The sequence below is a fragment of the Methylomonas sp. genome (assembly GCF_023228165.1).
Classification (GTDB): domain Bacteria; phylum Pseudomonadota; class Gammaproteobacteria; order Methylococcales; family Methylomonadaceae; genus Methylomonas.
Genome location: NZ_JALOBS010000022.1, coordinates 23,739 through 39,924, shown reverse-complemented (window position 1 = coordinate 39,924; position 16,186 = coordinate 23,739). Strand labels below are relative to the sequence as shown.

Here is a 16,186-nt window from a genome sequence, read left to right as displayed (position 1 = left end):
GGCTGCTACGCCACTTCACTCAACGGAAGACCAGTCCGATAGTGGATTGAAATTTCTTTAAACTTAGTGTACAGCACAATGCCACAACAGACTCAAGAAGAATCCGATAAAGAGTATCCACTTCGCAATTTTAGCCCTGAAAAACAGGGGTTTTTTGGGAAATTAAAAAGTGGTTCAAAGCGGCGCAAGTTGTGGTATCTCAAAAAACCCTATAAAACAATTCTGTCGTTTTTTTAAACTCATCCGACGCGCTGGATTACCACCTCAATAATCTCTCGCCAATTCACCATTAAAAAGACTTGCAGCATCCTTAGCCACAGCAATTCCATTACGTACAGCCTCATTAGTCAAATCGAGTACGCGAAGTTTCCCTGACGCCTCGGCAACTGACTCGATCCGACGATAAAATTTGGCATGTTTCTCGGCATACAAAGCAAGCCCTTGCAGCTTTGGTAGCGCATCGGCTAAATGTAGGCCGTGCGGGTCAACGATGTCCGCCACGACAGTTCCATCCGGATTGTTTGCAAAGAATATGAAATCAGGTCGTACAATGCCGTACTGATCGCCGGATAGATAGGCAATCCCCAGCGATGATTGCCCTGGTTGTTGAGGGTTGCGATACCAGAAACGGAAGCCTTCTCTCTTCATCTCGGCTGCAACAACCTTTTCCTCCCAGGAGTTCAATTCCGCAGGGTAATTCCCTTTCTCATCGCAAAGCAGATGGTTTTTATATGTGGGAAGCTGCGTTTCAACATCATTCTCACGTGCCTTGGTTGGCTCGAATTTCCCCTCCGGTTTCACCAAATCGACATCTTGCGGCTCGGTGCTCATTTCCCTGATTTGGCGATACGACTCTTGCCGGTCATGCGACAAACTTTTTATGACTGGGCCGTATTTCTCTAACCAGCATTTGGCTAGCTTGTCTGCCTCGGCATCAAAATAGGGCTGGGATTCTGTGACTAAACCGAGCGCGGCAATAGAAACCCGTCCATCGACCAACGCATCAATAAATTCCTCTTCATCTTCTGGATCGGCGGTCCGGTATGCGAGAGCATCGACATAGGTGCGTGAAATGTCGGGGCTGAATAGTCGGGCGGCGCGCCGGTAGGTGTCATCAATCACAGCCATGTCAGCCGATTCAAGAAATTCGTTGAAGGTTTTTGTTTTCCCCTTCAGATCGGCCACCACGGTTTTGCCGTCAACCGTCATGACGCCATTGCGCTTTTGCTCAATGTCTGACTTCAGTTTTTCCTGGAGCGCATCCAGCACTTTGTGCATTTCCGCATGGGCTAACTTGCCTGCTCTCGGCAATATGCCATCAAAAGCCAATTCATGGGCCAGTGCTGTTAGACGTTTTGCCGGTTTAGCACCCCGTTGTGGCCGGGTTTGCGATGGTAAGGCTTCAAATTTATCCCACACAGCCTGCGTAGCATCGGGATTTGGCTTCATTTCTACTGGGTTGATTAGCACTCGACCACCGGGCGGAGGCGAAGTATCGTCACCATGCATCAGGGTATCAACCACCTGTGTGACCGTTTTGGCATCGAACTTAGGTAACAAGCAGTCCACCGAATTGAGGCGTTCATTGCCGGGAATGCGTCGAGCCAAAGGAGAGCGGACCATGCGGCCCAATAGCTGAGTGATGTGCGTGCGATCAACCGCAGAGCGGAAAGACACCATAACTTCGGCGCGTGGGCAGTCCCAACCCGTGCTGATAGCATCCTTCGCTATGAGGATACGCACCCACGTTGATTCCTGAACGCGCTCAGGCGAAATATAAGGCACGTGGCGATTACCGAACTGTTGCGTTGTGTGTTCGCCGAAAACATGCGCGATACAACCACTCGGAAGCTCAGGCCATTGCTGATATATGGTATCCAGGGCCCGGCCAATATCATTCGGGTCTGGTGTGTTGGGAACTTGCAGCACCATCAGCGGAATAACAAAATGGGGATCATCCTGCTGCTTGGCATATTCGACCCAAGCTTCCGTGATGGCTTTTAGCTTGTCGGTGGCACGGCGAACCAAGACCGTATCGAAATCACCGACTTCATCAGGAATATCCAGAATGATCGTGTCTTTGATAAGGCCTGATTCCTGCACTTTAGCGGAATCCACTACCACATCCGGCAGAGTAATACGCTTTTGCGCCCCTTCCATTGCCTTTTTAAAGCGATCCACGGTAGCAGAAATACCCCACACCACAGGAATGCCAGGCACATCACGAGTACCATTGATAAGGCGTTGAACAATCGTGCTCTTGGCGCTCTCCATGGCTTTGCTGGGGTTACCCATGCCACGGTGCGCCTCATCCAGCACCAAATATAGGGTTAAATCGGGGTCTTCTATGGTGTTGCGTATCGTGTCCCAAATCGTATATGAACGCATATCGGGACGGGTTTCCGGGAACAATGGTCCTGCCTTTTTATCCAGTTCCTCATCGCTATAGCCGCGTACCAGTAAACTATTTTTTCCCAATTTCTGCGTGTTCAGAAAGTAGATTTTCTTGGCCTCGAATCTGGCTCTGTTGAAGGTGTTCTCGATCACCACCAAATCGGTATGACGAATGCGATCAGAGGCTTCCATAAGACGGAAGCGAGTTTGTTCGTTCAGCGCCGGATCATCACTAAACCAGATGACGACCGCGCCGGGGTCTGGATCGAAATCATATTCATCATCGCCGTGGAAAAGCGCCTCGAAAGCGGCGGCGGCCATTACCGTTTTACCGGCGCCAGTGACAGCGGTCAGCGAAAAAGCGTGCTTGTCTGCGTCTTCATGCCAGCGTTTTTTGGCTTTTCTCAAGTTATCCAATGCATCGCGTACCGCATCGGCCTGGTAGTCTTTCAGCGTGAACTTCATCCTTTATTCCCCGTTGGCAAAGCTGAAATTGGTTAAGTACGATTCATACAGGCGAACCGGCTCCACATGAGCGGGCAGGCGGCGCGCTATGGATTGGAAACGACGATCATCGTCGGTGACGATATAGGCCACAGTAAGCCCTTGCGACTGCGTAACGGCCTGGACAAACGGCTCAGCACAATCGACATCGACCATCAAACCATAGGCGTCCGCGATCGCCCATCCGGCTGATGGTATCTTGTCGATGCGTCTGCCCCGAGAGCCGGCCCGTAGCCACAGCAATGGCGCAATCCGAGCAAAAGCCCGGTTATGACTGACCGAGATAGGGGTTTCGTAAGTCAAGGTGAAGAACTCGGCATTCTCTTCAAAGCCTTCGGACATCGGAAATTCATCGGTGAATTTGTAGTCGCCTTTGATCGGCTCGCCGTCGGGTGTTATGCCGGTGATGGCGGCCCGCACTCGCGGCTTGGTGATGAAGTCGCAGATGCCGTGTTTTTCCCATTCGGCGTCGCCAGGGCGTAAGCCTTGCTCGCGAAGTGACTTCTGTTCATCCGCTGCAACTTCGTTGTTGGTCACTGAAATGCACTGCCGGTGGCCGCCGTCTTGGCGATTCAGGCGCATCACGGCATGCGCAGTCGTGCCGGAGCCGGAGAAAAAATCAAGGATGACTGCATTTGGTTTACTTGCCACAATAATCCGCAGCGCATCTTCAACCGCGTAGAGAGACTTCGGATATGGAAAACGTCTACCAGGAATCAGTAGTCGATTCATAGAAGTTCCGTATTCACCAGCACGATGCGAAGGTCGATTCCATACAGTTTTTACCGAAAATAACTGCTTTATTTTCGCGGTTCGCCCTAGCTCCAAAGCCCCTTGCTCGCTACGACCAAGCACTTTAATTTCGCCGCTTTCAATACGCCGTATTTGAGCCTTACCCAAATACAGCAGCGACCAACGATCATTCGATTTGTCATATTCACCGACTTTCGCATATCCTTTTTCTAATAGCTGCCGATAATAGGCGGGAGAACAGCGCCAACGCCCCTCTTCTCCACTGGTACGCAAAGGCCAAACAGCAATTGTCCCTTTAGGGGCCACTACCGTTTCTCTCAAGACACCCAGTGCAATAGGCTCACCCACTGAGTGTACTGTGTGTTGGTTGGGGTCAACAAAGACTGGATAGAATAGATCAGGGCTTTTCTGGCGGCTTGCATCTGAACCTCCCCGTAAAAGTCGCTCCCATCGCACCTTTTCATCGGTGCTGTCCAGGCCTTGATCTCCAGCAATTTCTGATCGGTTGAGTAAGTCGTCAGACATGACACTAGGAGATGCGCTACCCAAAAAACAAAAGAATGCGTATTCCTCTACACGAGCGAGTTGCTGAGCCCTTTCTTGACCCAATGGATTAATCACAATGGTGGTCATTTGAATGGTTGCCTCTGGGAAAACTTGCTCCAGCAACATTCCCAATCGCAGATATTCCTTCTCATCGATCGTAACGATCAGCACCGAATCCGCCGGATTCAGCAATTCCTTCGCCACCAACAACCGCCGCTCCATCATCGCCAACCACTTGCTGTGCCGGTACAGATCGTCGCCTTCAACGTAGTCGTTGTTGTATTTCCAGTCTTTCGCCCCTGTGTTGTAAGGTGGATCAATATAGATGGCGTCCACCTTGCCACGATGCGTGTAGGTCAGCGCCTTGAGAACATGGTAATTTTCACCGTTGATAACCGTGTGGAAAGGCTTATCGCCACCACGCTCAACCTTGCCGGTACTGACTAGCCCCGGATAAATGATGTCGCGGAATTCGGCAACGACGACTAGATCATCCAGCGCCACAGTCTGCGTTTCCGCCTCTATAGTCCCCAACAACTCAAGATCGGCAACCTTGCCGCTAACTGCCTTGTGGATGGCTTTTACCTGCCATAGCCGTTGATCGCCTTTCTTCGTCGAGCCACGCTCGGGCAACACGCGCACCTTGTCGCCCTTGCGGATTGGGCGTTGCGGCAATTCCACGGCCTCGGGGCTATGGCGCTCGAAATTCAATCCGAATGGCAGGCGCGAAGACAACACCTTGAACTCTCTTTCCAGGTCCGCACCTAACTGAGGGTCCCTGGCTTTGGTCTGTGCAATTAAATCAGTCAGTCGTGACATTGCTTGCTTTCACTTTCCGTATCAATTGGCGTAAATGCCTTGTCAATTTGAGGGGTACAAATTCAAGTCGGGGATGAATTTGAAATCCTTGGTATTTAGGGTGTACAGCATCACATCATGACTAACCGCAGTGGCGGCAATCAGCATGTCGGGGATCGTGACTTTATGGCTGAGCGAATACCGCCGCATCAAGTCGATAAACAAGGTAGAAATGGCCGGATTCAGGCCGTAGCAATGGCATTTCTCAAGATGGCGTTCGATTTTTGCCAGTTCTTGTTTATCTCTAGCGCCGTAAAACAGTTCGGCTTTGGTGATGACGCTGACCGCGATATTGGCAGGCCCTATGGTTCTGAGGGTTTGGACAATTGCCGGATTACCTTTGTAGAATTCAATCAGGATATTGGTGTCGCACAGAATCATCCGCGTCGATCCGGCCAGGCCTTTGAGCGGATGCTGGCTTGGTCGATGTCGCGGTCTTCCCAGATGCCGACACAGTCGAAGAAATCATCGTCGGATGCAGGTTGAGCGATGGCTTCCATTTCCTTGATCACGTCCTTATGCGCGATGACTTCGCCCCGGTCGGCGGCTGCTATGCCTTGGGTTATTTTCTCAATCTGCCGGGCATGGGTTTTTAGGTATTCCCGCAGGGCTTGGTTGACCAGATAATTACGCGATCGATCCAACGCCCCGGCCATGCTATCAAGCTGATGCACAATGTCTGATTCGGTTCTAACGGTAAATGCTTCTGTGGCCATGGCTACGCTCTGGTTATTTGTGGTTCATGTGTAATCATAAAGGAGATTGATCACGAGTGGGTAGAGTTTAATCGGGAATGACCGATATTTGCTCAAGGGCTTGTTGAAGGTTATCGATATTTTCAGGTGTTAGCAGCAGCCTGACATATTTGGAAGCTAATGGATTGATGACAATACCGCATGCTTCATCTACCGACATATCGGTGCCATATTTACGCTTAAAGTCCCAGTTCTCTTTGGAACTCCAAATTCCAACGATGAAAGGCAATTCTTGATTTTCAATGATTTTGATGTTTCTCATCGAATCAATTAAACCCCAGAAAGTAATTTTCTTGCCGTCATGAGTTAGCGCATGCCGCCATACGACATCTTTGACTTCTCCAATACCGCCATCCAATAGCTCTGTGATGATAAAATACTCTGGCTTCACAATTAGAACACCGTTCGTTAAATACACTATTTGGGGGTACGTTTAAACAAAAGTCACTAAAGTCCCATAGGACTATCTTAGCTGGTAGCCCTTTTTCACTTTATTATTCTTGATTTTTTGACCAGCTATTACTGCGGCCTCCTCACAATCGAACCATTCCTTGATCAACGACCAATCGTCAAATAGACCCGGCGTCACAAACATCTGATAAAAACGATGCATGTTGTCATTGTCATCATGCCGTTCCAAATACACGTGATTCATCAGTTACTCTCCAGAAGAGTGGATCGTATTGTCGACTTTTTGTGCTTTCAACGCAGCTTCCCTAATCCGCATAATGGTTTGCCGGGTGGTTTTGAATTCCCGAGCCAACTCCGAAACATTGCTGCCAACAGCCAATCGTTTCACCACTTCAGCACGATCTTCCGCATTGAGTGCCGGCGGCCGACCGAACTGTTTACCCGCCGCCTTCGCCCGACTAATGCCTGCTTGAGTTCGCTCAATCAGCAAGTCACGCTCAAACTCGGCGACCGCTGCGATAACCTGCATGGTCATCTTGCCGGCAGAACTGGTCAGATCAACCCCGCCTAACGCCAAACAATGGACCCGCACTCCGGAGTCAGAAAGGTGCTCGACCGTGGCTCTGACATCCATGGCGTTGCGGCCGAGGCGATCCAGCTTGGTCACCACTAACACATCGCCCGCTTCCAGCCGCTCGATCAGTTTATTAAAACCGGGGCGTTCTTTCGCCGCGACTGAACCGCTGATGCTTTCTTCAATCAAACGATGCGGCTGAATGGCAAAACCGGCGGATTGAATTTCCAAGCTTTGATTTTGGGTGGCTTGGTCCGTGGTCGACACTCGACAGTAAGCAAAGACGCGTGACATGCTCTAATTCCGTCCGAAATGGATGTACGAATTATAACTCATGTACGAAATTCGTTTTGACTACTTGTGACTTTCCGAAGCCGGTGTCAGCAGTCATTAGCAACGCTCGCGTATTACCTTGCTATCTACAAACTAAAATGTCATAGTCGATGACAGCAGACATCTAACCCGATGTCAGTAAGCTGCAAATTGTTAAAGTCGACGTCAGCACGTCGCAAAGGGGGCACTATGACTGACCTTTCTCAGATTGCAGAATGCGAATGGAATGAAGCGTATCGCCGTGCTGTCGTCTTGCGTCCGTTGTTTGAAATCCAGTATTGTTCTCGCGAGAAAGCGCATGAAGCCGCCGTTGAATTGGGGTTATCCGAAAGGCAGGTGTACCGGCTAATTCAACGGTTACGCGAGTCCGGCGGCGACCTCACTGCGCTATTGCCGGGTGGCTCCAATGGTGGGCGAGGTAAACAGCGACTTGCCGCACCTCGCGAAAATTTGCTCCGTGGCCTGATAGCCGAAATTTTTCTTACACGGCAAAAACGGTCAGCTGCCGAACTCGTGTTTGCAATCCGGAATCAATGCTTAAAAGCTGGATTAGCGCCGCCTTCTGAGAGTACTATCCGCCGCCGCTTGAAAACTTTATCTCCAGCTGAACACTGTCAACGCGGCGAGCCCCATCCTGAAATCAAGCCGATTTACGGCATCACGCCAACCTCTGATATTCCCCTTGACTGGCTACAAATAGACCATACGCCAGTCGATCTGATTATCGTCGATCCAGTGGATCGTTCACCGATTGGCCGACCATGGCTAACGGTGGCCATTGACGTTTTTAGTCGCTGCATTGCCGGGTTCCATCTATCGCTTGAGGCGCCCTCGGCCACCAGTGTTGGCCTTTGTCTGGCCCTGGTAGCCAGTGATAAGGCGCCGTGGTTAGAACAGCGTGATATTGAAGCATGCTGGCCCGTCAACGGTAAGCCGCGTCGTATCGGCGTCGATAACGCCTCAGAATTTCATTCGCTAGCATTTGAACGCGGCTGTGCTCAGCATGGCATTGCCATCGAATGGCGACCACCTGGCCTGCCTCATTACGGCGGAGTCGTCGAGCGCGTTATTGGCACGTTGATGCAGCTTGTTCATGCTTTGCCCGGTACAACCTTTTCAAATCCAACCCAACGCGGTGTCTATGATAGTGACAAGACGGCCTGTCTAACTCTTGAAGAACTTGAACGCTGGTTTGCCGTCGCGATTACCAAGTATTACCACCTGCGGCCGCACGAAGGTATGGATGACGATATCCCCTTGCATCGCTACCAGCAAGGTCTCCAGTCGCTTATTGCCGCCAACAAAACGATACCAATACCACGTGACCCACGCACCTTCCTGATCGACTTCCTGCCAGTAGTGCGCCGCTCTTTACAACGGGACGGTATTACGATTGATCACATCACTTACTACAGCAATGCGCTACGTCCATGGATACAGTTGCGCAATCAGCCAACTCCTTTGCTGATTCGCCGCGATCCCCGCGATTTGTCACGAATTTTCGTGCTTGATGAAGAGCATAATGTCTACCTGGAAGTACCGTATCGCATGTTGTCTCGACCGGCTATCAGCCTATGGGAGCACAAACTAGCGCGAAAACGTCTGCGTGAACAGCGACGCACTGCGGTCGACGAAGCCAGTTTGTTCGCCGCCATTGATGAAATGCGTGAGATTGAGCGTAAGGCCGAGACGCTTACGCGCACAGCCCGCCGCAACCGGACGCGCCGCCAATTGGGTTCGAAGCTAGAGAGGGAGTCATCTCAAATTGAGAATGCCACGTCGACAGTTGATATTGGTCCAGTACTCCCGTTTGATGACATCGAAGCATGGTAAGCCTTAGCCATTTAGGTCCAGAAGCGCGCTCACTGGCCATGTTACCCAGTGCAGAGCGTCTAGCTCGCCTTCGAATGGAGCGATGGATCGGCTACACCTGTGCCCACCAAGCATTGGTACAACTTGAAGCGTTACTTTCCGACGAGCCTGGCAAACTGCGTCCGAAAAACATCCTTATTGTAGGCCCAAGCAACAACGGCAAAACCATGATTGCCGAAAAGTTTCATCGCGCGCATCCCCAGCGGATGTCAGAGGATGGTGAACACGAGGTCATTCCGGTACTCATGCTACAAATGCCAGCCGAGGCAACCGCTAACCGACTACACACCGCATTGCAGGCTACACTGGGTACGCCAGTTGGCTTTTATGGTCGGCACGACGTGCGTGAGGCCTTGACATTACGACTGATGCGAGCCGTCGGCGTCCGCATGCTGATAATTGACGAGGTACACAATTTACTCGGCGCAACGGCTAGGCGGCAACGCGAACTGTTGAATCTGCTCCGTTTTATTGGCAACGATCTGCGCATTCCTATCGTTTGCCTGGGTATCCGTGACGCTTATCTTGCGATTCGTAGCGACGACCAGCTTGAAAATCGGTTTCATCCTCTGTTACTACCACTCTGGGAGGCTGGCGAGGAATTCGCACGTCTGCTGGCCAGCTTCGAAACTGTTTTGCCCTTGCGTGAACCCTCACATTTAGCAACTGCACCGCTGTGCGAGCTGATTTTGCGGCGATCTGAAGGTACTATTGGTGAAATTACCGCACTCTTGAACAGTGCCACGGTCGCTGCGCTATTGCAGGGAGAAGAACGCATTAATTGTGCCGTCATTGAGCGCGCTGATTATCATCCTCCCAGCGTGCGTCGGCGCATGGTTGAGCGGGAATTGCGTTGAGTGCAAAAGCGCTGGCCGTTGCATCCGAAACCTCATGATGCCGAAACGTTAGAACAGTATGTCCGCAGACTTGCTGAGTGTTACGGTGTTCGTTATGAACTCTTTTGCCTTCGCGCTCTTGGTATCCCTGTCGCCGATAGCCGAGCGAGACAATTTCAGGCTCCCACACCGGAACTACTCCAGCGACTATCCAATGGCACGGGAATTTCTGTTGAACTGCTTGAGCAGATGACTTGGCGGCGTGTTTGGGATCAACTTATGGACAAAGTGCGTCAATATGTAGAAACTGCTGAAGGCAAAGCTGCGTTAGAACTTGTCGCGAACAGGCAGTTGGTAGAAAATCCACCGCATAAATGAATAATCAGCATCATTCAACAATATCCGTGAGGCTGGCATGGCTAAAGACGTTCAAATGTCCATCAAGATGGAACACGAATTACGCGGCCGTTTCATGGTCATGCAGTGGATCACCGACGCTCAACCGCTCAGATCGCAGTTTCGGCCACTTTGCGACATTCACACACCTGAAAAACACGATTTTGAACGGCAGATTACTGCAGAAAAGCTGTCGATTAATAATTGCTTTTGGTTTCGCTTCTCGCACAGTTTTTTGAAGACATGCCTAGAGGAGTTGTATCCACATTTTGACGGCTATCCACTAAAAGCATTTCATTATTAGTCTTATTCGTGATCGGTCAGCTAAATTCCTATTGATCATCGAATCAAAACGGCATCTGGCACCCAAAAAATCCAGTGCCATTTAGTGATTTATTACCGCAATAGATGTTGCTGACTATTTGTAATTGCTTTAACAGTTGCTGCACGATTAGAGGCTTTCATGATGGCGATTCTTAATGCACCGGTCAAACTAGCGCTTAAGCCAAAACGCATAGCCAACGCAGGTACTAAAATCATTGATGTCAAGGCCAAGCCAGCACCTAACATCAGAGCGCCGGTATTGATTTGATCAGCTGTTGTTGCATAGTTTGAAGCCATTAACTCTTGTGCCATTTCTGTAACCTCACATATTGAACGTCTAAAGCAAACAATCAGCAAGCACATGAAATGCCATGAAAAGACTTGTTTAATTTCATTGCCTTAGCGTCTTCTATGGCAAGGTTGCTTAAAAAAATGCGGTATATAACCTTGTTAAGGCGCGTCATATAACATAGTTTATTTTTATTCTATTATTGCAAAGCCTTAAATATCCATCATATGGAAGCCAGTTTTCCAAAAAAGACTCTGCCTTTTAGTCTTGAATGAGGTTTGGTTAGGTATTAAGTTAATTTTAAGCCGCTATCAGCAGAATCTGCCGCAACCGAATCATTTTCCAAAAAGGAGTTTATATGTTCAGAATGGTGCAAATTATAGTTTTGGGATTGTTGCTTTCATCGGCTGCATTTGCGGATGATGATGACTGGGATGATTATCATGCGCATCATCACGGCCGCCATCACAGGCAGGATTATTATCCCTCTTATCGGGAAGAGATTGTTTATGTTCCCGAGCAAGTGGTTGAATATGTTCCGGTACAACCTCGTTACTATGCACCGCCCCCACCACCGGTTAATTACTACGGTTACGATCAACGCTCAACCCAAGGTTTAGTGGGTGGTGTGGTCGGAAGCGTAATGGGTTATGAAATGGGTAGAGGTGATCCTTTGGCTGCGGGCATCGGTGCTGCCGCAGGTGCCTGGATCGGGAATGACAGATATTAAATTACCTGCTGTCAGAAATCCTTGCTAGCGTAACAAGAATACAATCAGTCACTTTCAGCAATGGATCAATTAAAAGGATATTCTGCGTAGCCGCAAAGCATTCAAGATGACAGACACCGAGCTAAAACTCATTGCCGCAGCAGCAATCATGGGTGAAAGCAACATACCGAAGAATGGATAGAGCACACCCGCTGCCACCGGAATACCCAGTGCGTTATAAATAAAGGCAAAAAATAGATTCTGCCGAATATTACGCATCGTGGCTTGGCTTAACAGCCTTGAGCGGACGATGCCGCGCAGATCACCCTTGACTAGGGTAACCCCCGCGCTTTCCATGGCCACATCGGTACCCGTTCCCATAGCAATCCCCACATGCGCTTGGGCCAAAGCCGGTGCATCGTTGATGCCATCGCCCGCCATCGCCACGATAAAGCCTTCGGCCTGTAATTGTTTAACGATTTCAGCTTTCTGCTCCGGCAATATTTCCGCCTCGACCCGATCTATGCCCAGTGTCTTGGCTACGGCATAAGCTGTGGTCTCATTATCGCCAGTCAGCATGACCACTTTTATGCCGGCTGTGTGCAGGGCTTTCAGCGCATCTGCCGTTGAGGATTTAACCGGGTCGGCTACACTGATTAATCCTGCCAATTCGCTGTCTACACCCAAAAACATCACCGTTTGTCCGGCTTGACGCAATTCATCTGCTTGCTGTTGTAAAGGGCTAATATCGATGTTCTGAGTATGCATTAACTTGATGTTACCCAGTGCAATCAGACGACCCTCTATATTGCCGATAACCCCTTTCCCAGTGACCGATTCAAATTCTTCGATCGCAGATAGCGTGATGCCTTTTTGTTCAGCGCCTTCGACAATAGCTGCGGCCAAGGGATGTTCGCTGGCCCGCTCCAGACTGGCACCAAGCGTCAACACCTCTGTTTCGGAAAATTCCGCAGTCGCTATTACTGCCAGTAAACGCGGTTTGCCTTCCGTCAGCGTGCCGGTTTTATCGACCACCAGCGTATCGACTTTTTCCAGGATTTCCAGCGCTTCGGCATTTTTAATCAGCACCCCCATTTGTGCGCCTCTACCTGTGCCGACCATGATGGATACAGGCGTGGCAAGACCCAGCGCACAGGGGCAGGCAATAATCAGCACAGCGACCGCGTTGACAACGGCATGCGCCAATCGGGGTTCCGGTCCCCATTGCCACCAGACTATCAGGGTCACCATGGCAATCATCACAACTGCCGGTACAAAATAAGCCGCCACTGTGTCGGCCAGCTTCTGGATCGGTGCCCGGCTGCGTTGCGCTTCACTGACCATAGTTACGATTTGGGCCAATAGCGTATCACTGCCCACTTTCTCGGCCCGCATCAACAGACTGCCATTGCTGTTCACGGTGGCGCCTATCAGTCTGTCCCCCACGTTCTTTGCCGCCGGCATCGATTCGCCGGTCACCATGGACTCATCAACATGACTTGCGCCTTCTTGCACCATGCCGTCCACAGGAATTTTTTCACCCGGACGGACGCGCAGTACATCGCCCACTTGGACCTGTTCCAGGGCAATATCTTCTTCCCGACCATCGTCATACACACGTCGCGCTGTTTTTGGCGCTAGTTCCAGCAGCAGCTTGATGGCTAGATTGGTGCGACTACGTGCCCGCAACTCCAGCACTTGTCCTAATAAAACCAAAGTGGTAATCACTGCAGCAGCCTCAAAATAGACTGCGACCTGACCATACACATTACGCATGATCAAAGGAAATATATCCGGGAATAACAGTGCCACCATGCTGTAACCCCAGGCCACACCAATACCCAAGGCGATCAGACTGAACATATTCAAACTACGATTAATGACAGAACGCCAACCGCGCTGAAAGAAAGGCCAGCCTCCCCATAAAACCACCGGAGTAGCTAAAGCACATTCAAACCATTGCAGCCAATGGTTGACGAGATCATTAGTGATCAACCTCGGCAAAAGATCGTGTGCCATGGCTAAAACGAATACAGGTAATGATAGTGCCGCGCATATCCAAAATCGTCGGCTCATATCGACAAGTTCGGTATTGTCTTCTGCCTCCCCAGCAACAGGACGGGCTTCCAGTGACATGCCACACTTGGGACAGGAACCCGGTTCTTTAAGCACCACTTCTGGATGCATGGGACACACGTATTCGGTTTGCGATTGCCTACCTTCATGGATTATCAACTCTAAAGTCATGCCGCATTTAGGACAATTTCCCGGCTGTGCCTGACGAATTTCCGGATGCATGGGGCAGGTATAGGTGGATTCTTGGGTAGCGTTCTTCATGGTCTTATCCTGTTTGGCTAGTGAGGCGGATTACTTTTGTCAGTTCAAGCACCATAAATGGTATGAAGCCAACACCCATCCAGACTACACACTGATTAAGCGATACCGGTTCGATTTAAAATTGTTGTGAAATTTTTAGGTACCATTATTTTAGGAACTCCTTTCAACGCCCGTGTTTAAAAAATACGGTGCAATCAGGTGATGTAGCATCACCTCCATTCGTTGCTCGTCAATCCGGCTGATTTCGTCATACAGACGGCGTGCCATTGGTGTAAACACACTGACTAGGCGTGGATCGAAGTGCTTGCCGCTCTCCTGTTCCAGTGTGGCTATGGCATCCGATACAGGCCATGGCTCTTTATACGGGCGGCTGGACGTCAGCGCATCGAACACATCCACAATCGCGAATATCCTGGCATTCAAAGGAATTGCCTCGCCTGTTAAACCTTTCACGTAGCCACTGCCGTCGAATTTTTCATGATGACATTCAACAATGTCGCGCGCGCCTTTTAGCCAACTGGATTTATTGATGATGTCTACTCCCAGTGCCACATGTGACTTCATGACTTCGAATTCTGCCGGCGACAATTTGCCCGGTTTAAGCAGAATCAGATCACGGATGCCGATCTTGCCAACATCATGTAAAAAGGCGCCGGTAATTAAATCACGTAGTTTGGCTCGGGGTAATCCGATGGCTTCGCCTAAACGCAGGGCATAAAAGGTGACTCGATAGTTGTGGCTATTGGTGTCGGAGTCACGTTCGGCAATTGCACAGCCGAGTACATTCATGAGCTGGAGATTGCCCTTCAGTAAATCGGCGGACAGCCTGATCAATTCCCGATTAAGCATCAAGATAATTGGATAGATCAACAGTGCAGTGAAGGTGATGCCCAGGGCGGCAAACAGCAGTTTACGCAGCAGGCCGGTTTTGATTGAGTTCAAGGTGTCCCGATCGACCTGATAAATGCCTTCGAAATAGCCACACAAACTATTCTGAGGATCGGATAATGGCACCAGGATCACCAGCAGCCATTCGCCACGCAGTAAATGAAACTGATGCGAAAATGCACCCTGCTGCGGAAATTGATGACGAAAACGATTAATGTCGCGTTCGACAAGCTCCAGGCCGGGCCGGACAGTTTCGAGCTGAAGTTGTTTGTTGAGGTCATACAGTTCAACCACTAGAAAATGTTGGTTGACCAATTTTTCCGCTAACTTTTCAAGATGCTGCCGGGCTTTGGCATCCAGCCCTTGCAAATTATGGGCGGATTCTCCACTAAAGTTTGCCGACTCTTTCAGGGCCAGTTCGTGCACGAACTGCTGAATGCGGTTGACCTCTAGCCATAGCACAACACCGCCGATCACCAAACTCAGTAACAACCACCCCAAAAACAGCCGAGTCAAAATTAAGCGATGAATAAACCGGCGGGTCGATAAGGTGGGTATCGCAACAGCCCTAGCATTCATTGTCGTAATTCCGTAGGGAATCGTCCGAATCACTCATGGCGATACAGGTGGCGATGCTGATCGGCCAAATCCAAATTGATCTTGACCGCCTTTTCATAGGCATCGATTAGCCATTGGCAATGTCCTCTAAAATCTTCGTGAAAATCCTCCGGCATTAAGCCGAAATCTGCGGCGTATTCGCTTAGCAGAACCCTATGTTCATCGGCTTTCGCTTGCAGTTTGTCTGCCGTTGCTTGGTAATGTGCCGCCAGGGCCTCGTGGTCAGCGCGGGTTGTGGCGTTTTTTAACGCTTGGCTCATGTTCATGGGATGCGGCGGTACCGGATTGCAAGCAATCAACACGCTGGTCAGCAAACATAAGCTCAGCAGTCTTGATGTCATGATTTTCCCACTTTATTTTCTGTAGTGAGGGAGCCTTAAGCCCCCTCGCGACCCAAACTCGCTTACATCTCGCGATGCATTTTTGCCATACTCATATTAGCATCCACCCCATTTTGATAAATGGTGATCAGGTTTCGGCAATGGGCTTTTAAGTCTTGCGCCTTCTTACCATATAGATAAGAATGTGACTCATATTTGCTGAGTAGTTTCTTATGCTCATCGACCTTCAACTGCATGTCTTTCGCGGCTGCCTCATAGTGCTGCGCCAACGCTTCGTGATCAGCTTTGGTTTTTGCGTTTTCCACGGCTTGGCTCATATCCATGGGATGCGGGTTGGTTTCGGCGCATCCATACAATAGACCCAGGCTTAATAACAGGGGGATCAGGATTTTGGTTTTCATGGGGGTTTCTCCAAATTAATTCAATTGTTTAATCACATCGGTTTTTA

The 16,186-nt window shown here is 49.9% G+C and carries 18 protein-coding genes; 6 read left to right on the top strand and 12 right to left on the bottom strand.

All coding sequences use genetic code 11. From position 1 onward, the window contains the following. Positions 1-78: 78 nt before the first annotated feature. Positions 79-237 (top strand): hypothetical protein, encoded by a 159-nt coding sequence (locus M0R33_RS16335; protein ID WP_292571565.1) that lies wholly within the window; start codon positions 79-81, stop codon positions 235-237. 27 nt (positions 238-264) lie between these two features. Here M0R33_RS16335 and M0R33_RS16330 read toward each other — a convergent pair whose 3' ends face one another. From M0R33_RS16330 to M0R33_RS16300, 7 genes are all read right to left on the bottom strand, one after another. Beyond that, a complete protein-coding gene (locus M0R33_RS16330) occupies positions 265-2,859 on the bottom strand; it encodes a DEAD/DEAH box helicase family protein (protein WP_292571562.1) in 2,595 nt (864 codons plus the stop codon). 3 nt (positions 2,860-2,862) lie between these two features. After that, the gene (locus M0R33_RS16325) at positions 2,863-5,016 is read right to left on the bottom strand and encodes a DNA methyltransferase (protein ID WP_292571559.1); all 2,154 of its coding nucleotides are present in this window, start codon (positions 5,014-5,016) and stop codon (positions 2,863-2,865) included. 42 nt (positions 5,017-5,058) lie between these two features. Beyond that, positions 5,059-5,436, bottom strand: coding sequence for a type II toxin-antitoxin system VapC family toxin (locus M0R33_RS16320; protein ID WP_292571556.1), 378 nt, complete (start codon positions 5,434-5,436; stop codon positions 5,059-5,061). Then, positions 5,433-5,771, bottom strand: coding sequence for a ribbon-helix-helix protein, CopG family (locus M0R33_RS16315; RefSeq protein WP_292571553.1), 339 nt, complete (start codon positions 5,769-5,771; stop codon positions 5,433-5,435). Before M0R33_RS16315 ends, M0R33_RS16320 begins: the two co-directional genes overlap by 4 nt. Before the next feature lie 67 nt (positions 5,772-5,838). Beyond that, complete coding sequence (locus tag M0R33_RS16310; RefSeq protein WP_292571550.1) at positions 5,839-6,201, bottom strand: hypothetical protein; 363 nt, start codon at positions 6,199-6,201, stop codon at positions 5,839-5,841. 72 nt (positions 6,202-6,273) lie between these two features. Further along, positions 6,274-6,465, bottom strand: a complete 192-nt coding sequence (locus M0R33_RS16305) for a WGR domain-containing protein (RefSeq protein WP_292571547.1) — start codon at positions 6,463-6,465, stop codon at positions 6,274-6,276. Between the two features lie 3 nt (positions 6,466-6,468). Beyond that, a complete protein-coding gene (locus M0R33_RS16300) occupies positions 6,469-7,089 on the bottom strand; it encodes a recombinase family protein (protein WP_292571544.1) in 621 nt (206 codons plus the stop codon). Between the two features lie 228 nt (positions 7,090-7,317). Between M0R33_RS16300 and M0R33_RS16295 the strand changes: the two genes are divergently transcribed. Genes M0R33_RS16295 through M0R33_RS16280 form a run of 4 tightly spaced genes read left to right on the top strand, consistent with a single transcriptional unit; the run spans position 7,318 to position 10,536 of the window. Continuing rightward, complete coding sequence (locus tag M0R33_RS16295) at positions 7,318-8,961, top strand: Mu transposase C-terminal domain-containing protein (RefSeq protein ID WP_292571541.1); 1,644 nt, start codon at positions 7,318-7,320, stop codon at positions 8,959-8,961. Further along, the gene (locus tag M0R33_RS16290; protein WP_292571539.1) at positions 8,955-9,857 is read left to right on the top strand and encodes a TniB family NTP-binding protein; all 903 of its coding nucleotides are present in this window, start codon (positions 8,955-8,957) and stop codon (positions 9,855-9,857) included. Before M0R33_RS16295 ends, M0R33_RS16290 begins: the two co-directional genes overlap by 7 nt. Further along, positions 9,858-10,214, top strand: a complete 357-nt coding sequence (locus tag M0R33_RS16285) for a TniQ family protein (RefSeq protein ID WP_292571537.1) — start codon at positions 9,858-9,860, stop codon at positions 10,212-10,214. 37 nt (positions 10,215-10,251) lie between these two features. Beyond that, positions 10,252-10,536 (top strand): hypothetical protein, encoded by a 285-nt coding sequence (locus M0R33_RS16280; RefSeq protein WP_292571534.1) that lies wholly within the window; start codon positions 10,252-10,254, stop codon positions 10,534-10,536. A 92-nt stretch (positions 10,537-10,628) separates the two neighbouring features. Here M0R33_RS16280 and M0R33_RS16275 read toward each other — a convergent pair whose 3' ends face one another. Next, the gene (locus M0R33_RS16275; protein WP_083960717.1) at positions 10,629-10,868 is read right to left on the bottom strand and encodes a hypothetical protein; all 240 of its coding nucleotides are present in this window, start codon (positions 10,866-10,868) and stop codon (positions 10,629-10,631) included. Positions 10,869-11,203: 335 nt separating this feature from the next. On the opposite strand from M0R33_RS16275, the gene M0R33_RS16270 reads away from it, so the two are divergent. Beyond that, a complete protein-coding gene (locus M0R33_RS16270) occupies positions 11,204-11,575 on the top strand; it encodes a glycine zipper 2TM domain-containing protein (protein ID WP_066986665.1) in 372 nt (123 codons plus the stop codon). A gap of 69 nt (positions 11,576-11,644) precedes the next feature. Here the strand turns inward: M0R33_RS16270 and M0R33_RS16265 are convergent, their stop codons facing one another. The 4 genes from M0R33_RS16265 to M0R33_RS16250 form a co-directional block, all read right to left on the bottom strand. Next, the gene (locus M0R33_RS16265; protein ID WP_066986667.1) at positions 11,645-13,891 is read right to left on the bottom strand and encodes a copper-translocating P-type ATPase; all 2,247 of its coding nucleotides are present in this window, start codon (positions 13,889-13,891) and stop codon (positions 11,645-11,647) included. A 150-nt stretch (positions 13,892-14,041) separates the two neighbouring features. Next, positions 14,042-15,358: an HD-GYP domain-containing protein gene (locus M0R33_RS16260; protein WP_066986670.1), complete on the bottom strand. Its 1,317-nt coding sequence runs from the start codon at positions 15,356-15,358 to the stop codon at positions 14,042-14,044. 29 nt (positions 15,359-15,387) lie between these two features. Then, positions 15,388-15,738 (bottom strand): hypothetical protein, encoded by a 351-nt coding sequence (locus M0R33_RS16255; RefSeq protein ID WP_066986672.1) that lies wholly within the window; start codon positions 15,736-15,738, stop codon positions 15,388-15,390. Positions 15,739-15,800: 62 nt separating this feature from the next. Then, on the bottom strand, positions 15,801-16,139 hold the full coding sequence (locus tag M0R33_RS16250) for a hypothetical protein (RefSeq protein WP_066986675.1): 339 nt from the start codon (positions 16,137-16,139) through the stop codon (positions 15,801-15,803). Positions 16,140-16,186: the final 47 nt, after the last annotated feature.

Bases quoted from the DNA above. Each gene is read 5' to 3' on its own strand.
- M0R33_RS16335 (WP_292571565.1), top strand. From the start codon at position 79: ATGCCACAACAGACTCAAGAAGAATCCGATAAAGAGTATCCACTTCGC.
- M0R33_RS16330 (WP_292571562.1), bottom strand. From the start codon at position 2,859: ATGAAGTTCACGCTGAAAGACTACCAGGCCGATGCGGTACGCGATGCA.
- M0R33_RS16325 (WP_292571559.1), bottom strand. From the start codon at position 5,016: ATGTCACGACTGACTGATTTAATTGCACAGACCAAAGCCAGGGACCCT.
- M0R33_RS16320 (WP_292571556.1), bottom strand. From the start codon at position 5,436: ATGATTCTGTGCGACACCAATATCCTGATTGAATTCTACAAAGGTAAT.
- M0R33_RS16315 (WP_292571553.1), bottom strand. From the start codon at position 5,771: ATGGCCACAGAAGCATTTACCGTTAGAACCGAATCAGACATTGTGCAT.
- M0R33_RS16305 (WP_292571547.1), bottom strand. From the start codon at position 6,465: ATGAATCACGTGTATTTGGAACGGCATGATGACAATGACAACATGCAT.
- M0R33_RS16300 (WP_292571544.1), bottom strand. From the start codon at position 7,089: ATGTCACGCGTCTTTGCTTACTGTCGAGTGTCGACCACGGACCAAGCC.
- M0R33_RS16295 (WP_292571541.1), top strand. From the start codon at position 7,318: ATGACTGACCTTTCTCAGATTGCAGAATGCGAATGGAATGAAGCGTAT.
- M0R33_RS16290 (WP_292571539.1), top strand. From the start codon at position 8,955: ATGGTAAGCCTTAGCCATTTAGGTCCAGAAGCGCGCTCACTGGCCATG.
- M0R33_RS16280 (WP_292571534.1), top strand. From the start codon at position 10,252: ATGGCTAAAGACGTTCAAATGTCCATCAAGATGGAACACGAATTACGC.
- M0R33_RS16275 (WP_083960717.1), bottom strand. From the start codon at position 10,868: ATGGCACAAGAGTTAATGGCTTCAAACTATGCAACAACAGCTGATCAA.
- M0R33_RS16270 (WP_066986665.1), top strand. From the start codon at position 11,204: ATGTTCAGAATGGTGCAAATTATAGTTTTGGGATTGTTGCTTTCATCG.
- M0R33_RS16265 (WP_066986667.1), bottom strand. From the start codon at position 13,891: ATGAAGAACGCTACCCAAGAATCCACCTATACCTGCCCCATGCATCCG.
- M0R33_RS16260 (WP_066986670.1), bottom strand. From the start codon at position 15,358: ATGAATGCTAGGGCTGTTGCGATACCCACCTTATCGACCCGCCGGTTT.
- M0R33_RS16255 (WP_066986672.1), bottom strand. From the start codon at position 15,738: ATGACATCAAGACTGCTGAGCTTATGTTTGCTGACCAGCGTGTTGATT.
- M0R33_RS16250 (WP_066986675.1), bottom strand. From the start codon at position 16,139: ATGAAAACCAAAATCCTGATCCCCCTGTTATTAAGCCTGGGTCTATTG.